Annotated in this window: 15 protein-coding genes and 1 riboswitch; of the genes, 4 read left to right on the top strand and 11 right to left on the bottom strand. The window is 34.0% G+C overall.

What is annotated here, in order from left to right; translation table 11 throughout:
• Nucleotides 1-136 precede the first annotated feature (136 nt).
• Genes RT261_RS17105 through RT261_RS17095 form a run of 3 tightly spaced genes read left to right on the top strand, consistent with a single transcriptional unit; the run spans nucleotide 137 to nucleotide 3,783 of the window.
• A complete protein-coding gene (locus tag RT261_RS17105) occupies nucleotides 137-2,473 on the top strand; it encodes a xanthine dehydrogenase family protein molybdopterin-binding subunit (protein WP_313134297.1) in 2,337 nt (778 codons plus the stop codon).
• A complete protein-coding gene (locus RT261_RS17100; protein WP_313134296.1) occupies nucleotides 2,460-3,305 on the top strand; it encodes an FAD binding domain-containing protein in 846 nt (281 codons plus the stop codon). Before RT261_RS17105 ends, RT261_RS17100 begins: the two co-directional genes overlap by 14 nt.
• Nucleotides 3,289-3,783, top strand: coding sequence for a (2Fe-2S)-binding protein (locus tag RT261_RS17095; RefSeq protein WP_313134295.1), 495 nt, complete (start codon nucleotides 3,289-3,291; stop codon nucleotides 3,781-3,783). The genes RT261_RS17100 and RT261_RS17095 overlap by 17 nt, the downstream gene beginning before the upstream one ends.
• Before the next feature lie 217 nt (nucleotides 3,784-4,000).
• Here RT261_RS17095 and pdaA read toward each other — a convergent pair whose 3' ends face one another.
• The 4 genes from pdaA to RT261_RS17075 form a co-directional block, all read right to left on the bottom strand.
• A complete protein-coding gene (pdaA, locus tag RT261_RS17090) occupies nucleotides 4,001-4,807 on the bottom strand; it encodes a delta-lactam-biosynthetic de-N-acetylase (protein WP_313134293.1) in 807 nt (268 codons plus the stop codon).
• A gap of 306 nt (nucleotides 4,808-5,113) precedes the next feature.
• On the bottom strand, nucleotides 5,114-6,655 hold the full coding sequence (locus RT261_RS17085; RefSeq protein ID WP_313134292.1) for an ABC-F family ATP-binding cassette domain-containing protein: 1,542 nt from the start codon (nucleotides 6,653-6,655) through the stop codon (nucleotides 5,114-5,116).
• 563 nt (nucleotides 6,656-7,218) lie between these two features.
• The gene (locus RT261_RS17080) at nucleotides 7,219-7,968 is read right to left on the bottom strand and encodes a GNAT family N-acetyltransferase (RefSeq protein ID WP_313134291.1); all 750 of its coding nucleotides are present in this window, start codon (nucleotides 7,966-7,968) and stop codon (nucleotides 7,219-7,221) included.
• Between the two features lie 97 nt (nucleotides 7,969-8,065).
• Nucleotides 8,066-8,569, bottom strand: a complete 504-nt coding sequence (locus RT261_RS17075; protein WP_313134290.1) for a GreA/GreB family elongation factor — start codon at nucleotides 8,567-8,569, stop codon at nucleotides 8,066-8,068.
• A 216-nt stretch (nucleotides 8,570-8,785) separates the two neighbouring features.
• On the opposite strand from RT261_RS17075, the gene RT261_RS17070 reads away from it, so the two are divergent.
• On the top strand, nucleotides 8,786-9,196 hold the full coding sequence (locus RT261_RS17070) for a hypothetical protein (RefSeq protein ID WP_313134289.1): 411 nt from the start codon (nucleotides 8,786-8,788) through the stop codon (nucleotides 9,194-9,196).
• A 151-nt stretch (nucleotides 9,197-9,347) separates the two neighbouring features.
• On the opposite strand, the gene argS is transcribed toward RT261_RS17070, so the two are convergent.
• From argS to RT261_RS17035, 7 genes are all read right to left on the bottom strand, one after another.
• Nucleotides 9,348-11,042 (bottom strand): arginine--tRNA ligase, encoded by a 1,695-nt coding sequence (gene argS / locus RT261_RS17065; RefSeq protein WP_313134288.1) that lies wholly within the window; start codon nucleotides 11,040-11,042, stop codon nucleotides 9,348-9,350.
• A gap of 276 nt (nucleotides 11,043-11,318) precedes the next feature.
• Nucleotides 11,319-11,483 carry a small, acid-soluble spore protein, alpha/beta type gene (locus tag RT261_RS17060; protein WP_313134287.1) on the bottom strand — a complete coding sequence of 55 codons (165 nt, stop codon included), beginning with the start codon at nucleotides 11,481-11,483 and terminating at the stop codon, nucleotides 11,319-11,321.
• Nucleotides 11,484-11,571: 88 nt separating this feature from the next.
• Nucleotides 11,572-11,991, bottom strand: a complete 420-nt coding sequence (locus RT261_RS17055; protein WP_313134286.1) for a GNAT family N-acetyltransferase — start codon at nucleotides 11,989-11,991, stop codon at nucleotides 11,572-11,574.
• Nucleotides 11,992-12,224: 233 nt separating this feature from the next.
• Nucleotides 12,225-13,931, bottom strand: coding sequence for a M3 family oligoendopeptidase (locus RT261_RS17050; protein WP_313134284.1), 1,707 nt, complete (start codon nucleotides 13,929-13,931; stop codon nucleotides 12,225-12,227).
• Nucleotides 13,932-14,260: 329 nt separating this feature from the next.
• On the bottom strand, nucleotides 14,261-15,472 hold the full coding sequence (locus RT261_RS17045) for a cation:proton antiporter (protein ID WP_313134283.1): 1,212 nt from the start codon (nucleotides 15,470-15,472) through the stop codon (nucleotides 14,261-14,263).
• Nucleotides 15,473-15,567: 95 nt separating this feature from the next.
• A riboswitch (Fluoride riboswitch) is annotated at nucleotides 15,568-15,642 on the bottom strand.
• A 52-nt stretch (nucleotides 15,643-15,694) separates the two neighbouring features.
• On the bottom strand, nucleotides 15,695-16,891 hold the full coding sequence (locus RT261_RS17040) for an MFS transporter (RefSeq protein WP_313134281.1): 1,197 nt from the start codon (nucleotides 16,889-16,891) through the stop codon (nucleotides 15,695-15,697).
• Nucleotides 16,892-16,931: 40 nt separating this feature from the next.
• Nucleotides 16,932-17,750 carry an HAD family hydrolase gene (locus tag RT261_RS17035; RefSeq protein ID WP_313134280.1) on the bottom strand — a complete coding sequence of 273 codons (819 nt, stop codon included), beginning with the start codon at nucleotides 17,748-17,750 and terminating at the stop codon, nucleotides 16,932-16,934.
• Nucleotides 17,751-18,056 lie beyond the last annotated feature (306 nt).

Genomic DNA, 18,056 nt, shown 5'->3' with positions numbered 1-18,056 from the left:
TTCTTATACTATTCTATTGCCTGATTATTCCCAACTCATTTCACTTCATAACTAACTTTTTATAGATAGCAAATGCATATTATCTAAATATTAGCAAATAATCTAATTAATAAATAACAAATAAAGGAATTATAAGATGAGTACAACTATTAATCAAAATGTTCATCGTAAGGAATCTTGGGACAAAGTTACGGGAAATGCAAAATATACAGATGACTACCCTATTACAAAATGCCTCTGTGCTCGTTTACTAACATCTCCCCATCCTTATGCTAAAATAAAATTTATCAATATTCTTAAGGCACAAAAATTAGAAGGTGTAAAAGTAATACTAACAGGTCATGACTTTCCAATATTAACAGGTCCCCTATTAGAAGACCGACCACCCTTAGCGAAAGATATTGTAAGATATTCCGGAGAACCGGTTGCAATGGTTGTTGCCATTACAGAGGCGATTGCTTTAAAGGCTATTAGACTAATTGAGGTGGAATATGAAAAACTAACTCCAATATTTTCACCTATAAAAGCACTGGAAGCTGATGCACCAATATTACATCCATATTTATCTCAGTATACTAAGATTAAAAAAGATATACATCCAATAGAGAATACTAATATAGGTTCGAAATTCCAGATACGAAAAGGTGATATAGAAGAAGGGTTTAAAGAAAGTGAAATTATTATAGAACAATTATATCATTTACCACCATCTGATCACTTAGCTATGGAAGTACGTACAGCCAGAGCAGAAATTTCAGCCGATGGTAAAGTTAAAATAGAAACCTCATCTCAGTCACCCTTTACGGTAATGAAACAAATTGGGACATGTTTTAATATTGATGCCGGTAATATTGAAGTCCATGTTCCGTTCGTTGGTGGTGCTTTTGGAGGAAAAGCGCCGGTTACTTTAGAAATTTTAGCTTATATGGCTAGTTTTAAAGTAAATGGTGCTCCGGTAAGGGTAATACTATCCCGGGAAGAAGATATGACTTCGGCTCCTTGTCGTCTTGGGTTAGAGGCAAAGGTAATGCTTGGTGCAACAAAGGACGGTAAAATAACTGCTGCTAAGCTGACTTTTTATTTAGATACAGGTGCCTATACAGATATTGGCCCTTATATGGCAAAATCTATGGCTGCTGATTGTACAGGTCCATATAATATAGAAAATTTATATTGTGATTCCTATTGTATTTATACAAATCACACATATTCAACCTCATATAGAGGATTCGGTCATCTATGCTATACTTATTGCGTGGAATGTACAATGGATATGCTCGCTAAACGGTGTGGAGTAGATCCCCTGGAATTAAGATTAACGAATGCAATTAAACCAGGGAATTTAAGTCCAACACAAGTAATAAGTACGTTAAGCAATACTGGAAATATAACATTATGCCTACAAAAATTAAAGGAGACCATCAATTGGAAGGGACCACAAATAGAGGAAATTGATAAGAAAGTGATACGTACTACTGGTATTGCATGTTTATGGAAGCAAGCTGCTCCTCCAATCGGTTCAGTATCCGGTGCAATCATTACTTTCAATTCAGATGGTAGCCTTAATTTAAATACTGGTAATGTTGAAATGGGAAGTGGCGGACAAACCATGCTTGCACATATGCTTGCCGATAAATTGAAAATGGATATTAGTAAAATTCATGTCAATTTTATAAAAGATACCAGACTTAATCCGGAACATTATAAAACCGTCGCAAGTATAACAAACTATATGGCGGGAAATGCCGTAATGAAAGCCGCAGATGACGTTCTTTCACAATTAAAGGAGATGGGAGGACAAATCTTTTCTTGCCATGCTGAAGATATAGATGTGGCTGAAAGCAAAGTGTTTCATAATGATAATCCAGAAAATTATATTGAATTTAAAGATATTGTATCCGGATATAAATCTGAAAATGGGAAAGCAATTGGACAGCCTGTTATAGCTAAAGGCACTTTTATGTTGAAAAATCTTTCCTTATTAGATCCCAATATAGGTAAAGGGAAAAGCGGTCCCTCCTGGACCGTTGGAGCACAAGCTGTAGAGATAGAATTTAATAGAAAAGATTATACTTACCGAATAATAAATGCAACTACTGTTATGGATGTTGGAAAAATTGTTAATCCGGATGGAATGAAAGGTATAATCTATGGTGGAATGGCCATGGGGCTGAGTATGGCCAGCCGTGAGGTTTATGAATATAATCAGGAAGGCAGATTAAAAACCCCTAATCTGCGCACCTATAAATTATTGCATATTGGTCAGGAACCCTTATATCATGTTGAATTTATTGAAACACCCCAATTAGATTCTCCATATGGCTCACGCAGCATATCGGAGCATGGGATAATTGGAATACCAGCTGCTCTAGCAAATGCTCTATCCTTAGCTGCTAATATTAATATTAATGAATTGCCCTTAACACCAGAGTATATATGGAGACATATGGAGGCTAATCATGATAGCGGATGATTTTATATATTGTAAACCAGAGACAAAAAGAGATGCTGTAAAGGCTTATAAAAAGTTAAAAAACGAAAGGAATAAAGTATTTTACTACGGTGGAGGCAGTGAAATTATCACAATGGCAAGGGCTGGCAGTAAGGTACCGAATGCAGTAATTGACATAAAAAGTATACCAGAATGCAATGTTTTAGAAGTTAAAAACAATGTATTAATTATTGGCGGAGCAGTTTCCCTTAATGCGATTGCTGAATCCAAGTTATTCCCTTTACTAGGCACTACCGGTTCACGTATCGCTGATCATACCAACCAGTGCCGTATTTCAATCGCCGGGAATATATGCGGAACAATTATATACAGAGAAACCGTACTACCATTATTGCTTGCAGACGCTAAAATATCAATCTATGGCCCTGGCGGACGTAGAACTTTACCATTAAGTGAAATCTTTCATAAAAGAATCCAGTTAGGCCAAGGGGAATTTATCTATCAAATAAAAATCAAAAAAGAGATGACAGAAACTCCTTTTATCCATGTAAAAAGAACAGCAAATGAAAAAATAGACTATCCCCTTGTAACAGTTTGCACTACCCAATATAAAGGAAGATTACGGATGGCATTTTCGGGAATTTGTTCCTACCCTTTTAGAAGTATAGAAATTGAAGAGGTTATTAATAATTCTCAGGTTTCCTTAGGAGAGAAATTAGATCTGATTCATAATTTACTTCCTGAACCACCCTTGACAGATTATGAAGGTTCTGGTGAGTACCGAATATTTGTAATGAATCATATTATTGAAAACATTTTAGAAAGGTATCATAATAATGCTAAAAATCTATGATGGATTAACAGTAATCAATTTAGATGTCAATGGTGAATTAAGAGCTGTTACAGTGCGTCCTTCCGATATACTTTTAGATGTGTTAAGAGAACAACTAGGATTAACAGGTGCCAAACCAGGCTGTAAAAATGGTGACTGCGGTACATGTACTGTCTTATTAGATGGTATGCCTGTCAAATCCTGCTTGACTTTAGCTATAGAAACTATTGGCCATAAGATATTAACCATTGAGGGGATAGGAGGCCTGGGGAGCCATACCCAAATTCAAAAAGCTTTTGTAGAATATAATGCATTTCAATGCGGTTATTGTACCTCCGGTTTTCTTATGGTCTGCTACGCTCTAATTAATAATAAACCAAAAGCTGATGAATATGAAATAGAGAAATGGCTGGAATCAAATATCTGCCGTTGCACAAGTTATCAGGAAATAAGAAGCGCTGTTGAAAGCATTTTGAAAAAGCAGTCAAGAGTTGTTTAATGCCACTTATATTGCGTGTTTTTAAATTTTAATTGCTAATTTTATATATTTAATAAGTGAATAAGGTGATTAATTTTTAAGAGTCCGTGAAATAATTTATCTTTATGAGTTTGTGAAATTAACTTCACGTCTTAATATGCAATAAAAACTACAAGTTCATACAATATGCATATACAGATACATATTATATAACTTGTAGTTTCTATTGCTATAAAATTTACTTACATTGCACTATATCATCTAATTTTCCAAAGGTATATCCCATCTCTTTCCATTTGGTAATCAGTTCATCCAGGATTTCAGAATTTGTCTTGGAGGTACTATGAAGGAGAACAATTGCCCCCGGATGAATTCTGCCAAGCAGTTTTTTATATGCTTCTTCATGTGTAGGCTGTTTATCGTTATACCAATCAACATAGGCAAGGCTCCAAAAGATAGTTTTATATCCCAGTTCCTGGGCCATTTTCATGTTGTTTTCACTGTATATACCTTGAGGCGGGCGATAATATTTGGTTAAATCTTTACCGGTAATTTCTTTATACGCATTTTCCAAATCTTCGATTTCCTTACGAAAGGCTTCCATAGTAGAAATCTTAGACATATTAGGATGGTTGTATGTATGATTTGCTACGATATGCCCCTCTTCTACCATTCGTTTTACCAGATCAGGGCTTGAGGTTACATAGTTGCCTACAAGAAAAAATGTGGCAGGTACATTATGCTTTTTTAAAGCATCAAGTATTGTTGATGTGTATCCATTTTCATATCCCGCGTCAAAAGTTAAATATATAACTTTCTTATTCGTATCTCCAATATAGTACGCATCATATTTTTTTAGTTCCTCTGCGGTTGCATTACCTGTGGGCGGCTGGCCTTCCGTGGAAAAACCAAGTCCCCAGTTTGATTCATTTACTTTATCTTTTCCAAAGGCATGCACAAACATAGCAATTCCGCCGCCAAGAAAATACATAACTGTAAATAGCAAGATATAGAATGCTGCTTTTTTGAAATTGAACCCTTTCATTAAAACAAAACTCCAACTAATATTTATTACTAGTATATTTGCCAGTGAGCATGGTAATTCCTTTACATGTTGTACTTTTTAGATATTTATTGTTCCTCTGCTGCTTTTTAGGAATTTTGATGAGTTTAACCTCTTTTCCTAAGAAATTTATTCTATTTTAAACACTTGAGAGTGGCATATAAAAAAACAGAAACAATAAAGGATTACATTTATATTAATTTGATAAACAGTTCTATATTTTCTTGATGCCGCTGTGTCTGTTTTTGCAGATTAAAATGAGTCATTCTATTCTATGGATTAGTTTTATTACCTTATGTCTGTATTTTCTATATGGACTACTCGCTGTGCCCAATCTCTATAAAACGCTTCCTCATGTGAAACGAGTAATACGGTTCCTGAAAACTCACTTAAAGCTATTTTTAATGACTCTTTTGCCTGCATATCAAGGTGATTTGTAGGCTCATCCATAATCAAAAAGTTACATGGATATAGAGTTAGCAGGCACATTTTCACTTTTGCCTGTTCGCCACCACTTAATGTTCCAATGGCCTGTATAGCATGTTTACTTGAAATACCACAACGTGCAAGGTGTTTACGTACATCTTTTGTCACAAGATTAGGATAGACATCTGATATAATCTGTATTGGCGTTCGGGTCCCATCCTGCCACACTAAATCCTGCTCAAAATATCCGATGGCCACTTGTTCTGAAAAGAAAAATTGACCTTGTAAAGAAGGTATTTCTCTTATTAAAGTTTTAAGAAATGTAGATTTTCCTATCCCATTAAACCCAGTAATAACTACTTTTTGTCCTCCTTTAATCAAAAAATTAATATCTGATAAAATTGGATATTGATAACCGACTGATAGATGTTTCACAGATAAATGCTCTGCATCTGTTACAGGAAGTTCCAGAAAATGAAAGAAAGGTTTAATTTCTTTGGATTCCAATGCTTCCAGTTTGTCCATACGATCAAGCTGTTTTTGTCTGCCTCTTGCCATTTTTGATTTTCGTCCGGCAATATTTTTACGGATAAATTCCTCTGTCTTTTTTATTTCTCGTCGCTGTGCAGAGTATTGCCGAATATAATCTTCGCGCAATAAAGTTTTCTTTTTCAAGAACTCAGAGTATGTGCCATAGTATTTGGTTATTTTCTCATTGTCTATATCACAGATACGATTTGCTATCTTATCCAAAAAGCTGTAATCATGGGAAACTACCATAAAGGCATTCTCAAGGTTCGACAAATATTCGGACAGCCATAAAATGTGTTCTTTATCAAGAAAATTAGTAGGTTCGTCAAGCAGTAAAACATCAGGCTTTTCAAGCAACAGCTTTGCTAAAATAACCTTTGCCCTTTGTCCTCCGCTCATCTGTTCAATCATTCTATCAAGTCCAATAGGGAGCAACCCTAACCCACCAGCGACCTGTTCAATACGGGTATCAATGGAATAGAAATCGTGTACTTCCAACTGTTCCTGACACTTTGCAGCCAGGCTTAAAGCATCTATATTGCCATTAGCGGCTTCTGCATAAAAATCATTCATCTTTTGTTCAAGCTCATATAAATCTGAGAATGCAGATTTTAAAAAAGCCTTCATTGTCATATGACTATTTATTTCAGCGTATTGATCCAAATATCCTACAGAAACATCAGGTTGCCATACAAGGCGGCCAGAGTCAGGAATAACTTGCTCTGTACAAATTTTGATTAATGTACTTTTGCCAGTTCCATTTTGACCTACGATACCAATATGCTCTCCTTTGTTTAGTGATAATTCTGTATTTTTATAAAGTGGAGTTTCCCCAAACGTATGAGATAACTCAGTAATTTCTAATAAACTCATAATTTAAATTCCTTCCTTTTGCTTGCTTTGTTAGAGCATGATTATTAATTGCTATGAAAATAAAAAAGCAGAAAGCAAAGATACCCGTAAATATCGTATCTGCCTTCTGCTATGCTGAGAACCCAAATGTCTCAAAATATAGTAAAAGGCTATGAACAAAACATTGTCCATAGCCTTTTACACGTTTTATAATCCACGGAAAATACACAAACAAATAAAACAGCTATAAAGCTGCTTCAAATTTATTGTGTGTTTTCCGATGAAATCTTAAAGCGTAAGTTTATATGCTATACTCTGTACAATGTTTCATCGGTATGGATTGTACAGAGCTGATCTTCCTTTTAAGCTGACTCGTTATAAAAAAACACATGGTGGTTCTCCTCATCTATTTAATATACATCGCAATTTTAGCACACTGTTTTTTGATTGTCAAACAAATTGTAAAGGATTTACCTAATAAAGCCATATATTACAATTTTATCATTCCCTTAGCTCTTAAATAATTAACTACCACTACATCATTTCTTAATTCAAATTCATTACTCTCCCTAAAAACTTATAAGTTATTTTTGTTTTTCACTGATCAGTTCTGCCCATGCAGGGTAAAATCCGGCATTAAGAGCAATGTTTTGAGAATGAAAATGTGAGCTTGCAGTACCGTAAAAGGGTACTTTCCCTCGTTTTAAGATTTCGTTTTTTAAAAGTGCAGTCAGGTATGTTCCTAGTCCTCTTCCCCTGTATTCCGGAATGACATCAATCCCGATTTGCCACATAGTATTACTGTCTGTACTGGCACCGGCCATACCCATTATGTTATCTCCATCCAATGCGGCAACCGAAAGTACATCGGGATGGTTTTTGTCATAAGCAAAGGCTTCTCTAAATCTATTATCATCCTTAAATTGCATTATATCTTCAGCTTCATACCATTTTGTAATGGCAATAGGCTTGATACTGGATGTATTGGGCTTTGGAAGATAATAATAGTGAATATCCTCTATTTCATGACCATATTCCTGCAATTTTTTATCGATTGTACGCAGCTTTGGATATTCAAAAAACCAGGCAGGACTGCTATTTGCTAATTTTTCTTCACACCAGGATATCATAGGAGATTCCGTGCATATAATTATCTTGCTGCCAAAACAAAGTATTTTAAAAAAGCAGCCATCCGTTTCATAAATGCGTCTGCCCTCCAGGAGGTTATTTTTAACTATCGTGCTCTTACCTTTTTCAAAATCGGATAATTGACAATTATAATCCAGTGCTAACTGTATTTTAGCAATTTGTAAAATTTGTTCTTTTGTATACATATCATTACCTCATATTTATAAAATTTTTATATTCTATCCTCAAAGGATATTATTTTGTAAAAGTAAATTTATTGAATTGAATAATGCAACTTATATGTTAATATTTTCTTAACTCATCGGTTCCGTCATCTTCTATCTTTTCTATATTGCGGATAATAACATCATAGGAATAGTTATCGCCGATTCTGACAGTTACCGTATCATTAACTTTATGATGCAACAGAGCTTTTCCAAGAGGAGAATCAATACTAATTCGTTTCTTAATTGAATTTGACCTGACGGTGGTTACAATTTTGTAAGTTACTTCTTCGTCATCTTCAGGTATGTAAACGGTTACAAGAGTATTAAGCCCGACTTCATCGTCGTTGGAATCTTCAGATATTATATGGGCTGTTTTTATCATTTTCTCAAGGTATCTTATTCTGCTTTCATTTTGATTTTTAAATTGTTTTGCTGCTTTGTATTCAAAATTCTCGCTTAAATCCCCATGTGCTCTTGCTTCTTGTACATCCTGCAATGCTTTTTTCCTAACCACAAGTTTTCGATGCTCAATTTCTTCTTCCATTCGTTTTACGTCTTTTTCTGTTATTCTATCATACATAATTACGTTCCCCCTTAATCAATCAGATTTATGTAGTATTATATCATAACTTTTAATATTTGGTTTAAAATAATATGCTTTCAATTTCTACAAAAATATAGCGTAATTTCTACAATCACTTCCACAGCAACTCTTATTATGATATACTTGAACCATGAATATACTCCGACTTCTGGAATGTATTTTTAATCTTAGTTAATAATGGAGGGAAGCATCATGGAAGATATATTTAATATATTAAAGACACTGCAAGCCAAAAGAAAATTTTTCTTACCCTTTTTAGCACTTTTCTGGATTTTCATAACTTGTTTTTTATTCCCTCAACCTTTTATAAATAAAGGTAATTCATCCCTTTTATTTAATGCATCAATGATTTATGCTTATTCAATTGCATGCCTTATGCTATTAGGTATGATAAATATAGATAAAGTCTGGGCAGTATTCTTATTTGTAATGGTAACGGATGCAATTGGAATAGGAAGCCGTTATCTATTAGAATACGGAGAAGTCTCAAATGAAATTAATTACACCTTAACTTCCATATTAGGATATCTATTAATAATACCACTCACGACTACATTGGTATATTTACTAATGTATAGCTTTAAAAAATGGGTAAAATTATAAATAAAACGGCAGGTATAAGATACACTTTTTCTGTAATTGGGGATGCTGCAAAATAAAAAGTTTATACAGGATACAGATTGTAATTTAAGTTTGAATCTTTATATCCGGTATCCCTATTTTATTTTGCAACAACTCTTTATACCATTCTGATTTACATTTCTTCCGGACATTGTATTCCCAATAATTCCATGGATTCTTTCATAATCTTCTGGGTTGCAAAAACAATGGCTAAACGCGCTAGTTTATTTTTGTTTTCCGAATGATTGATGGAACATTTGTGATAGAATTTATTAAACTCTTGTGCTAATCCTATAACATATCGGGCAATTATACTAGGTTCATATAATTCTGCTGCATCCAGAATTGCATTTGGATAATCACTTAATTTTCTTACCAATTGATAGCTGGTTTCCTCCTTAAGAGGAGAAAGATCAATGTCCAGGCTTACTATATAATCAGGATTCTTTCTTAATATACTTTTAGCACGTGCGTAAGTGTATTGAACATATGGACCGGTGGACCCTTCAAAACTAAGAACCTCATCCCATGAAAAATCTATATTTTTTATTCGCTGATGAAATAAATCGTGGAATATAATGGCTCCCACTCCAACCATTTGTGCTATATTCTTTTTGTCAGGTAAATAAGGATTTTTGATTTCTATAGCTTTTTCTGCTCTAAGAATAGCTTCCTCTAACAGTTCTTCCGCATAAACAATATTGCCGCTGCGTGTGGATAATTTCTCACCGGATATACTTACTAAACCATAAAGTATGTGCACTAATCCATTACTCCAGCCATATCCCATCATTTCAATTACTTTAAAGACCTGTGCAAAATGAAGTTGTTGTTCTAATCCTGTAACATATAAACATTTCGTAAAGTGAAAGGTATTCTTCCTATACAGTATGGCGGCTAAATCCCTTGATGGATAAATTGAACTTCCATCACTTTTTGTAATCAGGCATGGGGGCATATTGTATTTTTCTAAATTAACAATTTTAGCGCCCTGACTTTCTTCTAACAACTTTTTATCGGTCAGTTCCTTTACAACCTCAGAAACTTTATCCATATAAAAACTCTCTCCGGTAAAATAATCAAATTCCATTCCAAGCAATTGATAGATGTGATTAAATTCAACCATACTAATATCTTTAAACCATTCCCATATTTTAAGAGCTTCGCTATCTCCTTGTTCCATCTTTAAAAACCAGGAACGTGCCTCTTCTTGAAGCGCTGGATTATCTTTCACTTCCTTATGAAACAATACATAGATTCGTAATAATTCTTTGATACCTTCCTCTTCTACGTTTTCTCTGCTGCTCCAGTTTTTATAAGCAAGGATTAGCTTGCCAAATTGTGTTCCCCAATCCCCTAAGTGATTGATTCTAACAACTTTATATCCGAGTTTCGAGTATATCTTGTATAGAGAATTACCTATTATAGTAGTTCTTAAATGCCCCACATGAAAGTTTTTAGCTATATTAGGAGAAGAATAATCAATACATATGGTCTGATTTTTACCAATGGAATTAGAAATATATGTTTCATTCATGATTTGATCTAGAACTTCTTTTATATAGTAATTTCTTTGAAGAAAAATGTTTAAATATCCATTGACTACTTCTGTTTTATCAATGAATGGGATGTTAGCACAATCAATATGTTTTTTTAGATCTTCTGCAATACTAGTTGGTTTTTTATGATATATCTTAGCTAAAGTAAAACATGGCAATGCATAATCCCCCATCTTATTATCAGGTGGTGTTTCTATTAATGATGTTATGGTTTCTTCTGGTATTTCCGGTGTACAATTTGCAATCAATTTACTAATTTCTTTTATCATATAGATTCCTCCTAAAAAGTATAAAAAAAGGCCGTAATAGAATCTGCATAAAGCTAATCTATTACGGCTCATGATAAGGATAAAATAACTTCACTAACCGCATAGAAACAAGACGTTTACTCCTGTAACTATGCTGATAGTCTTCATAATTACAAGAGCTTACGTCTGTCTCTGCGTCTTAAGTTACTTAGAATTAGTGATGTCATTTTACCATTTCCTTTCAGTTGTTTGATATATATTAACATCATATATGGTCAGTGTCAATTAAAAATGATGCTATTGCTTATTCTGAATATTTTCTATAGCCTTTTTTACTATATTACCGCAGTCTTTTGATGAAACATCTTTCCATCCATTGGTTTTTAACTGATAATAAATACCTAGTTCCTTTGCAATCTCCTCTTTAACATTTTCCGATAGTTTACTTTTAGGTTTATTCATAAGTTCCTCCTTAGATTTTTTATTATTCTAACCTACTTTCGTATTAAAAAAACAGGAAGATACTTCATAACACCATTAAAAATATCAATTACGCTTTAGAGAAAGAATTATCAAAGAAAAACATATCACCCAACGTTCCATCGTCATATTCTGTATTAGGATATCCTTCTACAAGTCTGTAATCTCCTTTTGTATATTCAGTAATAACCTTATTCCAGAAGTATACAGAAGCAGTATTTTTAGGATGTCTTTTTAATTGCCATTTGCCATGAAACATGTCAAAGGTTTTTATAGCAGCATATTTTCCCACACCATTTCGTCTGTATTTATGCATAATAAAAAACTCAGCCATTGAATAATCGGTTACTTCATCTTCCGCTTCTGGATAAGAATTAATCATAACAAAGCCACCTAATTTTTCATCAATTTTTATAAAAAATGCCCACCGATTATCCTCTGTCCAATAATGATCAAGATAGTTGTATCCATACAGCCCTAATTTGTTCACATCTCTATTATCCTATTGTGAAAACTCGTAATCATATTTTTCAAGTAAATTTTTTAGTATCTCTTTATCTTCTATTTCTACTTTTACTAATTTAATATCCATTTATCCTCCATAACTAAATAATCTATTCCTACTGAATAAGTTTATCTAACAATAAGAATAGATTACTATAAAATACTTTATGCCTTTTTTCATTCGTGCCAACGGTCGAAATGTTTAAAAGGTAAAAATAATTAATTCATTTCCTCAATTTCTCTTAGAAGAATTTCCTTAGCAGTAGATATAGCCCTTGCTACACTTCCTTCTTCAAATGGAACTGATAGATTAGCAACCTTTAAAAGTTCCAGATAACTCTTGCTAGAACCTGCTTTACATAGGTTTAGATAATCCTGCCATGCTTCTTCCGGGCTTTCCATATAGCGTTTCTTAAATTCCATAGCACCCATTGTAGTAAGGGTATAATTAATGTAATAGAATGGGTATAGGAATATATGAAGCTTATGATACCAGTAACCACCGCGCTCCATGAATTCGTCATCCTCGTATTTACGCCATGGCATATATTTCTTCTCTAATTTATGCCACTCCATAGTACGCTCTTTTGGTGTTAATTCTGGATGCTCATAAACGATATGTTGGAATTCATCCACTGCAACACCAAATGGTACGAAGGTCATTGCCTCTTGTAAATGAGCAAATCGGAATTTATCAGCATCTTTTCCAAAGAACTGTTCTGCATATGGATATGAGAATTGTTCCATAGACATAGAGTGGATCTCTGCAATATCTGTTCCACCCATGTAATATTGAGGTGTTTTCTGATTTCGCATGGATTCATATCCTGCAAATGCATGACCTAGTTCATGGGTTAATACCTGCATATCGAAAATAGTATGGTTAAAGCAGGAAAATACAAAAGGTGCCTTATAGGAAGCTATAGCAGTCATATAACCTGTAGATGCTTTATTGGGCTTATTCTTAAGATCCATTAGCTCATGGTCAATCATAAAATCAATAAATTCACCAGTTTCCGGACTTAAATCATGATACATTTTCTGTGCCTCTTTTACCAGATAGTCATCATCTCCTATTGGTTGTGCATTACCATCGGGATATATGAATTTTTCATCGTATACTTTTATTTTATCTACACCAATACGTTTTGCTTGAGCTTCATATAGTTTCTCACATAGCGGTACAATTTCTTTTCGAACTTGTTCGCGGAAAGAAGCCACTTCTTTTACACCATAATCGCTTCGTTGCTGTTGTATATAACCAAGAGGAATAAAATTCTCATAGCCTAATGCTTTGCCCATTTCATTTCTAATCTTAACAAGTTCGGCAAAGATTTCTTCCATCTCTTCTTCGTTGCTGTGATAAAAGTCAGAATATGCTTTAAATGCATCTTTTCTCACACTTCTGTCAGGATTTTCAAAGTATTTTTGAACACCATATAGGTTTAAGGTCTGCCCATCAAATGGAATCTTTGCTGTAGCCATTAATTTCTGATATTTTTGTTTTAATTTAGCTTCTTTTTGCCGATATGGAATCAACTCTTCCTTAAATTGATCTACCTGGCGCTTTATACTAATTAGATATTCTTTACCATATTCTTCGGTTATTTCTTTCGTAAAGTTGCAATTTAATATTGCTTTATAAAATGCAGTAGAACTAGCAGCAGCTTCTGCACCTTTTTCATCGTTAAATTCTACTTCCTTTTCGTAGAATTCATTTGTAGTATCTAATGTATTACGAATATATGCTATTGTAGTCATATCGCTTATAGAGACTGAAAGTTCATCTGATTGCTTTAGGACAGTCTGTATTTCTTCATAGCTTTTGGCGTTTTTAACTTGTTCCGTCAATTTCTGAAACTCTGTTTTATACTGCTCAAAGTCTGGACGAACGTATTCAATTGTAGAAAATTTAAAGTTATTCATAATTGCTCTCCTTCTTGATTTTTATAATGAATGTAAAACTTACCATTTAAATTTTATTCTATCAGTAATTATGATATATAACAAGCTATATTAAGCAGTTATTTATAACGTTTATAAAAGCGATTTTTTATTGCACCTTATTTTACTACATACCTCTCAATTGGCATATAAGTCAGGACTTTAGGGTTAGTGGAGTGAGGACAAAACAATATTAAAGTGGTAAAATTAGGTACCGACTATAATGTTTCGATTGACCTAATATGCTATGGTTCGACAAAAATCCTATAACCTGCCGGATTAGTTATTATGGTATCTATATTAAATAAAGCTTATTTATGATCATAATTCTTATTATCCTGATTTTTTGAGGAAACCAATAGTTTTTTATATGTCAGATCTATACCAATTGCACCTAAAGGGGCTGTAATTAAAATAGCCAAAACAGCAACGGTTAAGACAGCCTGGCCGCAGTTAAGACCCATTGCCAGAGGCACTCCACCGATAGCAGCTTGAACGGTGGCTTTTGGTATATAGGCAATCATGCAGAAGACCCTTTCTCTTAGTGTTAAATTTGTTTTTAATAGACAAAGTAATACACCAATCATTCGAAAGACCAGAACACCAAATATTAACAGAATAGCGGAAGCACTTGCGGTAAGGGCATATCGGATATCAACAATGGAGCCCACTAAAACAAATAATAGGGTTTCTGCTGCCACCCATAACTTTCCGTATTTCGCAGATAACCGGTCTGCGACTACTTGGCGTTTTTTCTGCAATGCAATGCCAATACTCATAACAGCCAGCAGTCCAGAAAATGGTATTGTAGTCTTTAAGCGATTCTCCAATGCAACCATTAAGAAAGAGATACTTAATAAAATAATCACTTTAATAGAATCACGCATATGGAACCGTTTAAAAAAGATTGCCAATAATGTTCCTAAGAGTATGCCAACGATAATACCAGTAATGATAGATATTGGAATTTGCATAAAATCAATGGGCGATATTTTGGTGCCTTGGGATAAACCAATAAAAACGGTAAACATAACGATTACAAATACGTCATCTACAGATGCACCTGCCAAAATAAGCTGTGGAATGTTTTTGTCTTTACCATATCCATTTTCCATAAGTACAAGCATCTTGGGGACTATAACTGCAGGTGATACGGCTCCTAGAACAGCACCCATAATAGCGGCTTCGAGAACGGTAATTCCAAGCAGCTTTGGGGCAAGTATAATCATACCTAAGATTTCAAAAGAAGCAGGAACAAAACACATTAGGATAGCCGGTCTTCCAACTTTCTTTAAATCATTAATGTCCAGGGCCAGCCCTGCTCTGGTTAAAATAATAATTAAGGCGATTTGTCTTAAGTCTGCTGATATTTCCAGCATGGTAGGATCAATTAGATTTAGTACATAAGGGCCTAATAGTATACCGGTAACCAGCATTCCTAAAAGCCTTGGTAATTTTAATTTTTGAAATATCCATCCCAGTGACATTCCAAGTAAAAATATTAGCGCTAAGCTTGTGAGCATTTCTCTTCCTCCTATAAATAAAAAATAATGTCTTATCTGACAAGGTGGTTTGGTTTCATAATCCTTAGAAAACAAAAAAAGCTGATAACTCTGTAATTAATACAGAAGTCATCAGCATAAAAGCAGTTTGGGTTAAAAAACCAAGGGAGTACTTCATTCCCGTAGATAAGTATAGCAAAGTATTTTAGACAATACAAGTATTTATTAATATTTTGAAGTAAATTATTCGGAACGTAATGCTTTAGCTGCATCTTTTTTAGATGCTATCTGAATTTTATTCACCATTTCTGAGGAAACCAGTAACACTACAACAAAGAATAGTAAAAATGCTGGAAACCATTGAAAGCCTGTAAGCTTCGACAAAAATCCAAATAAAGGAGGCATGAATGTGCTTCCCATATAGGCCACTGCCATTTGAATTCCCATAATCCCCTGGGAAATCTCTTTGCCAAATCTATTGGGGGTTTCATGTAACATGGCCGGAAAGACTGGTGCACACCCAAGCCCAATGAGAATAAAGGCAAACATTTGTAATATATCAAAGAAAGGTAAGGCAAGCAGGGATGCTCCGCATAAAATGATAACTTGTCCAAGGCGGATAAGATTTTTGTTGTTAATCTTCAGGCTTAAGAAGCCGGATAAAAATCTTCCCATTGTAATTCCAAAATAATATAAGGATATCCAACTTGCTGCAACTTCTGCAGAGATTCCTTTTACCGTAACCAGATAGGAGCTTCCCCATAATCCTGCCGTTGCTTCAATTGCACAATAACATAAGAAACTGATTAAAGCAGGTTTTGCTCCCGGCAAACTTATCAATTGGGATAACTTTATATCTATAGAATCCGTTGTATCTTCTGTTTCTTCCTGCTGGAATTTCTTCCAGAGCGGTAAAGAAAGCATTAAACAAGCTACCAATATAATTTGCAGCACAGCAATTGCACCATAACCCATTCTCCAGTTATTGTTTTTTCGTATGAAAAATGACATAATAAGGGGGCCTGCAGTGGCTCCAATTCCCCAAAAACAATGCAGCCAATTCATATGTTTCGCTTTATAATGAAGGGCTACGAAATTATTTAATGCAGAATCTACTGCTCCGGCACCAATTCCTAAAGGAATTCCACATAAACAAATCCATGGAAAATCTGGTGAAAAGTATGTGCCTGTCAGGCCGGCAGCCGTTAGAAAAACACTTACAGCGGTAATTTTACCAGTCCCAAATCTTTTGATTAACTTTCCGCTGAAAAAGCTGGACAAAATGGTACCTCCGGATATAATCATAGTTACAATACCGGCATAAGAAATAGAAACTTGAAAATCTTTATGTATAATTGGCCATGCCGGTCCTAATAAAGAATCCGGCAAACCCAGGCTGATAAACGCAATATAAATAATAACAAGTAACAGCGTTGCCATAATAAACTCCTTTTGTTTATGTTTATAGTATGGAATGTAATTATAACTTTATTTTTGGCAGGAAGTTGTGAATCACATCTTCAATAGCATGTTCATTATTACTGCGGGTAATGAATTTTGCTATTTTCTTTATTTCCTCCAAAGCATTGGAGGGTGCAAAACTAATATGAGCATTACGTAGTAATTCTATATCGTTGTTAAAATCTCCAATGGCACAAATAATACGATTATTAAATTGGGGAAGTTCTTTTATCAAATTCAGAGCGGAGCCTTTATTAATATCCTTTGGCAGTATTTCTAAGAATTCATCAGAAGAAAATACAAAATCCACTTGATTTGCAAAGCCCTTACTTAGGAATGCATCCAGAATACTATCTAAATGTTCTTTTTGTCCCTGAAATAAGACCTTTAACCATTCTTCTTTCCAGGCAATATCCAAATTACTAATATTGCAAGGTTTATGATTGGAAATAAAACCGTGATTCATGGTATCTAAAGAAGATATAAACAGGTTCTCATAGTCTGTATACACCTGAATATTGACTTCCGGAATATCTTTTATAATCCATGATAGCATCGTATCAATATTTTTTTTATCTAATGTAAATGTTTTAATATAAGAATCTTTCTTAAAGTCATAAATACCGCTTCCGTTGTAGAGGATGGAAGGGGCGTTGATTACTATATCAGATAAAATTTTTTTTACTTTATATTGTGTTCTTCCGGTAGATACGGCGAATAAGCCGCCTCCTTCTTCAAATTTACAAATTGCTTCTTTATTCTCTGCCGAAACCATGGTTTGGGAATTAAATAAAGTTCCGTCTAAGTCACTGAATAAAGCAAATTTACTATAATCCATTGGCTCTCTCCTTATGCTTGCATCTCAATGTAGTTTATATTATTTTTCTGTGTTTATGTATTCAAGAACAGTAATAATTTAAGTTAAAAAACTAATAAAGTAATTATTCCATTTTAAAATAAGCACATTATGGTATGGATTATATCATATAATGTTTTGGAAAAACACCTATTATTTAACTGTTGCATAAAAAAGGATACAAAAAAAGCTCTGAAATCATTCAGGGCATTCATTTATCTAAATTATTTTTGAGTGGATGGAGAAGGATTCGAACCTTCGAAAGCGTCGCTAACAGATTTACAGTCT

The organism is Anaerocolumna sp. (assembly GCF_032079385.1).
Classification (GTDB): Bacteria; Bacillota; Clostridia; order Lachnospirales; family Lachnospiraceae; genus Anaerocolumna.
This window is presented reverse-complemented; position numbering and strand designations above follow the sequence as displayed.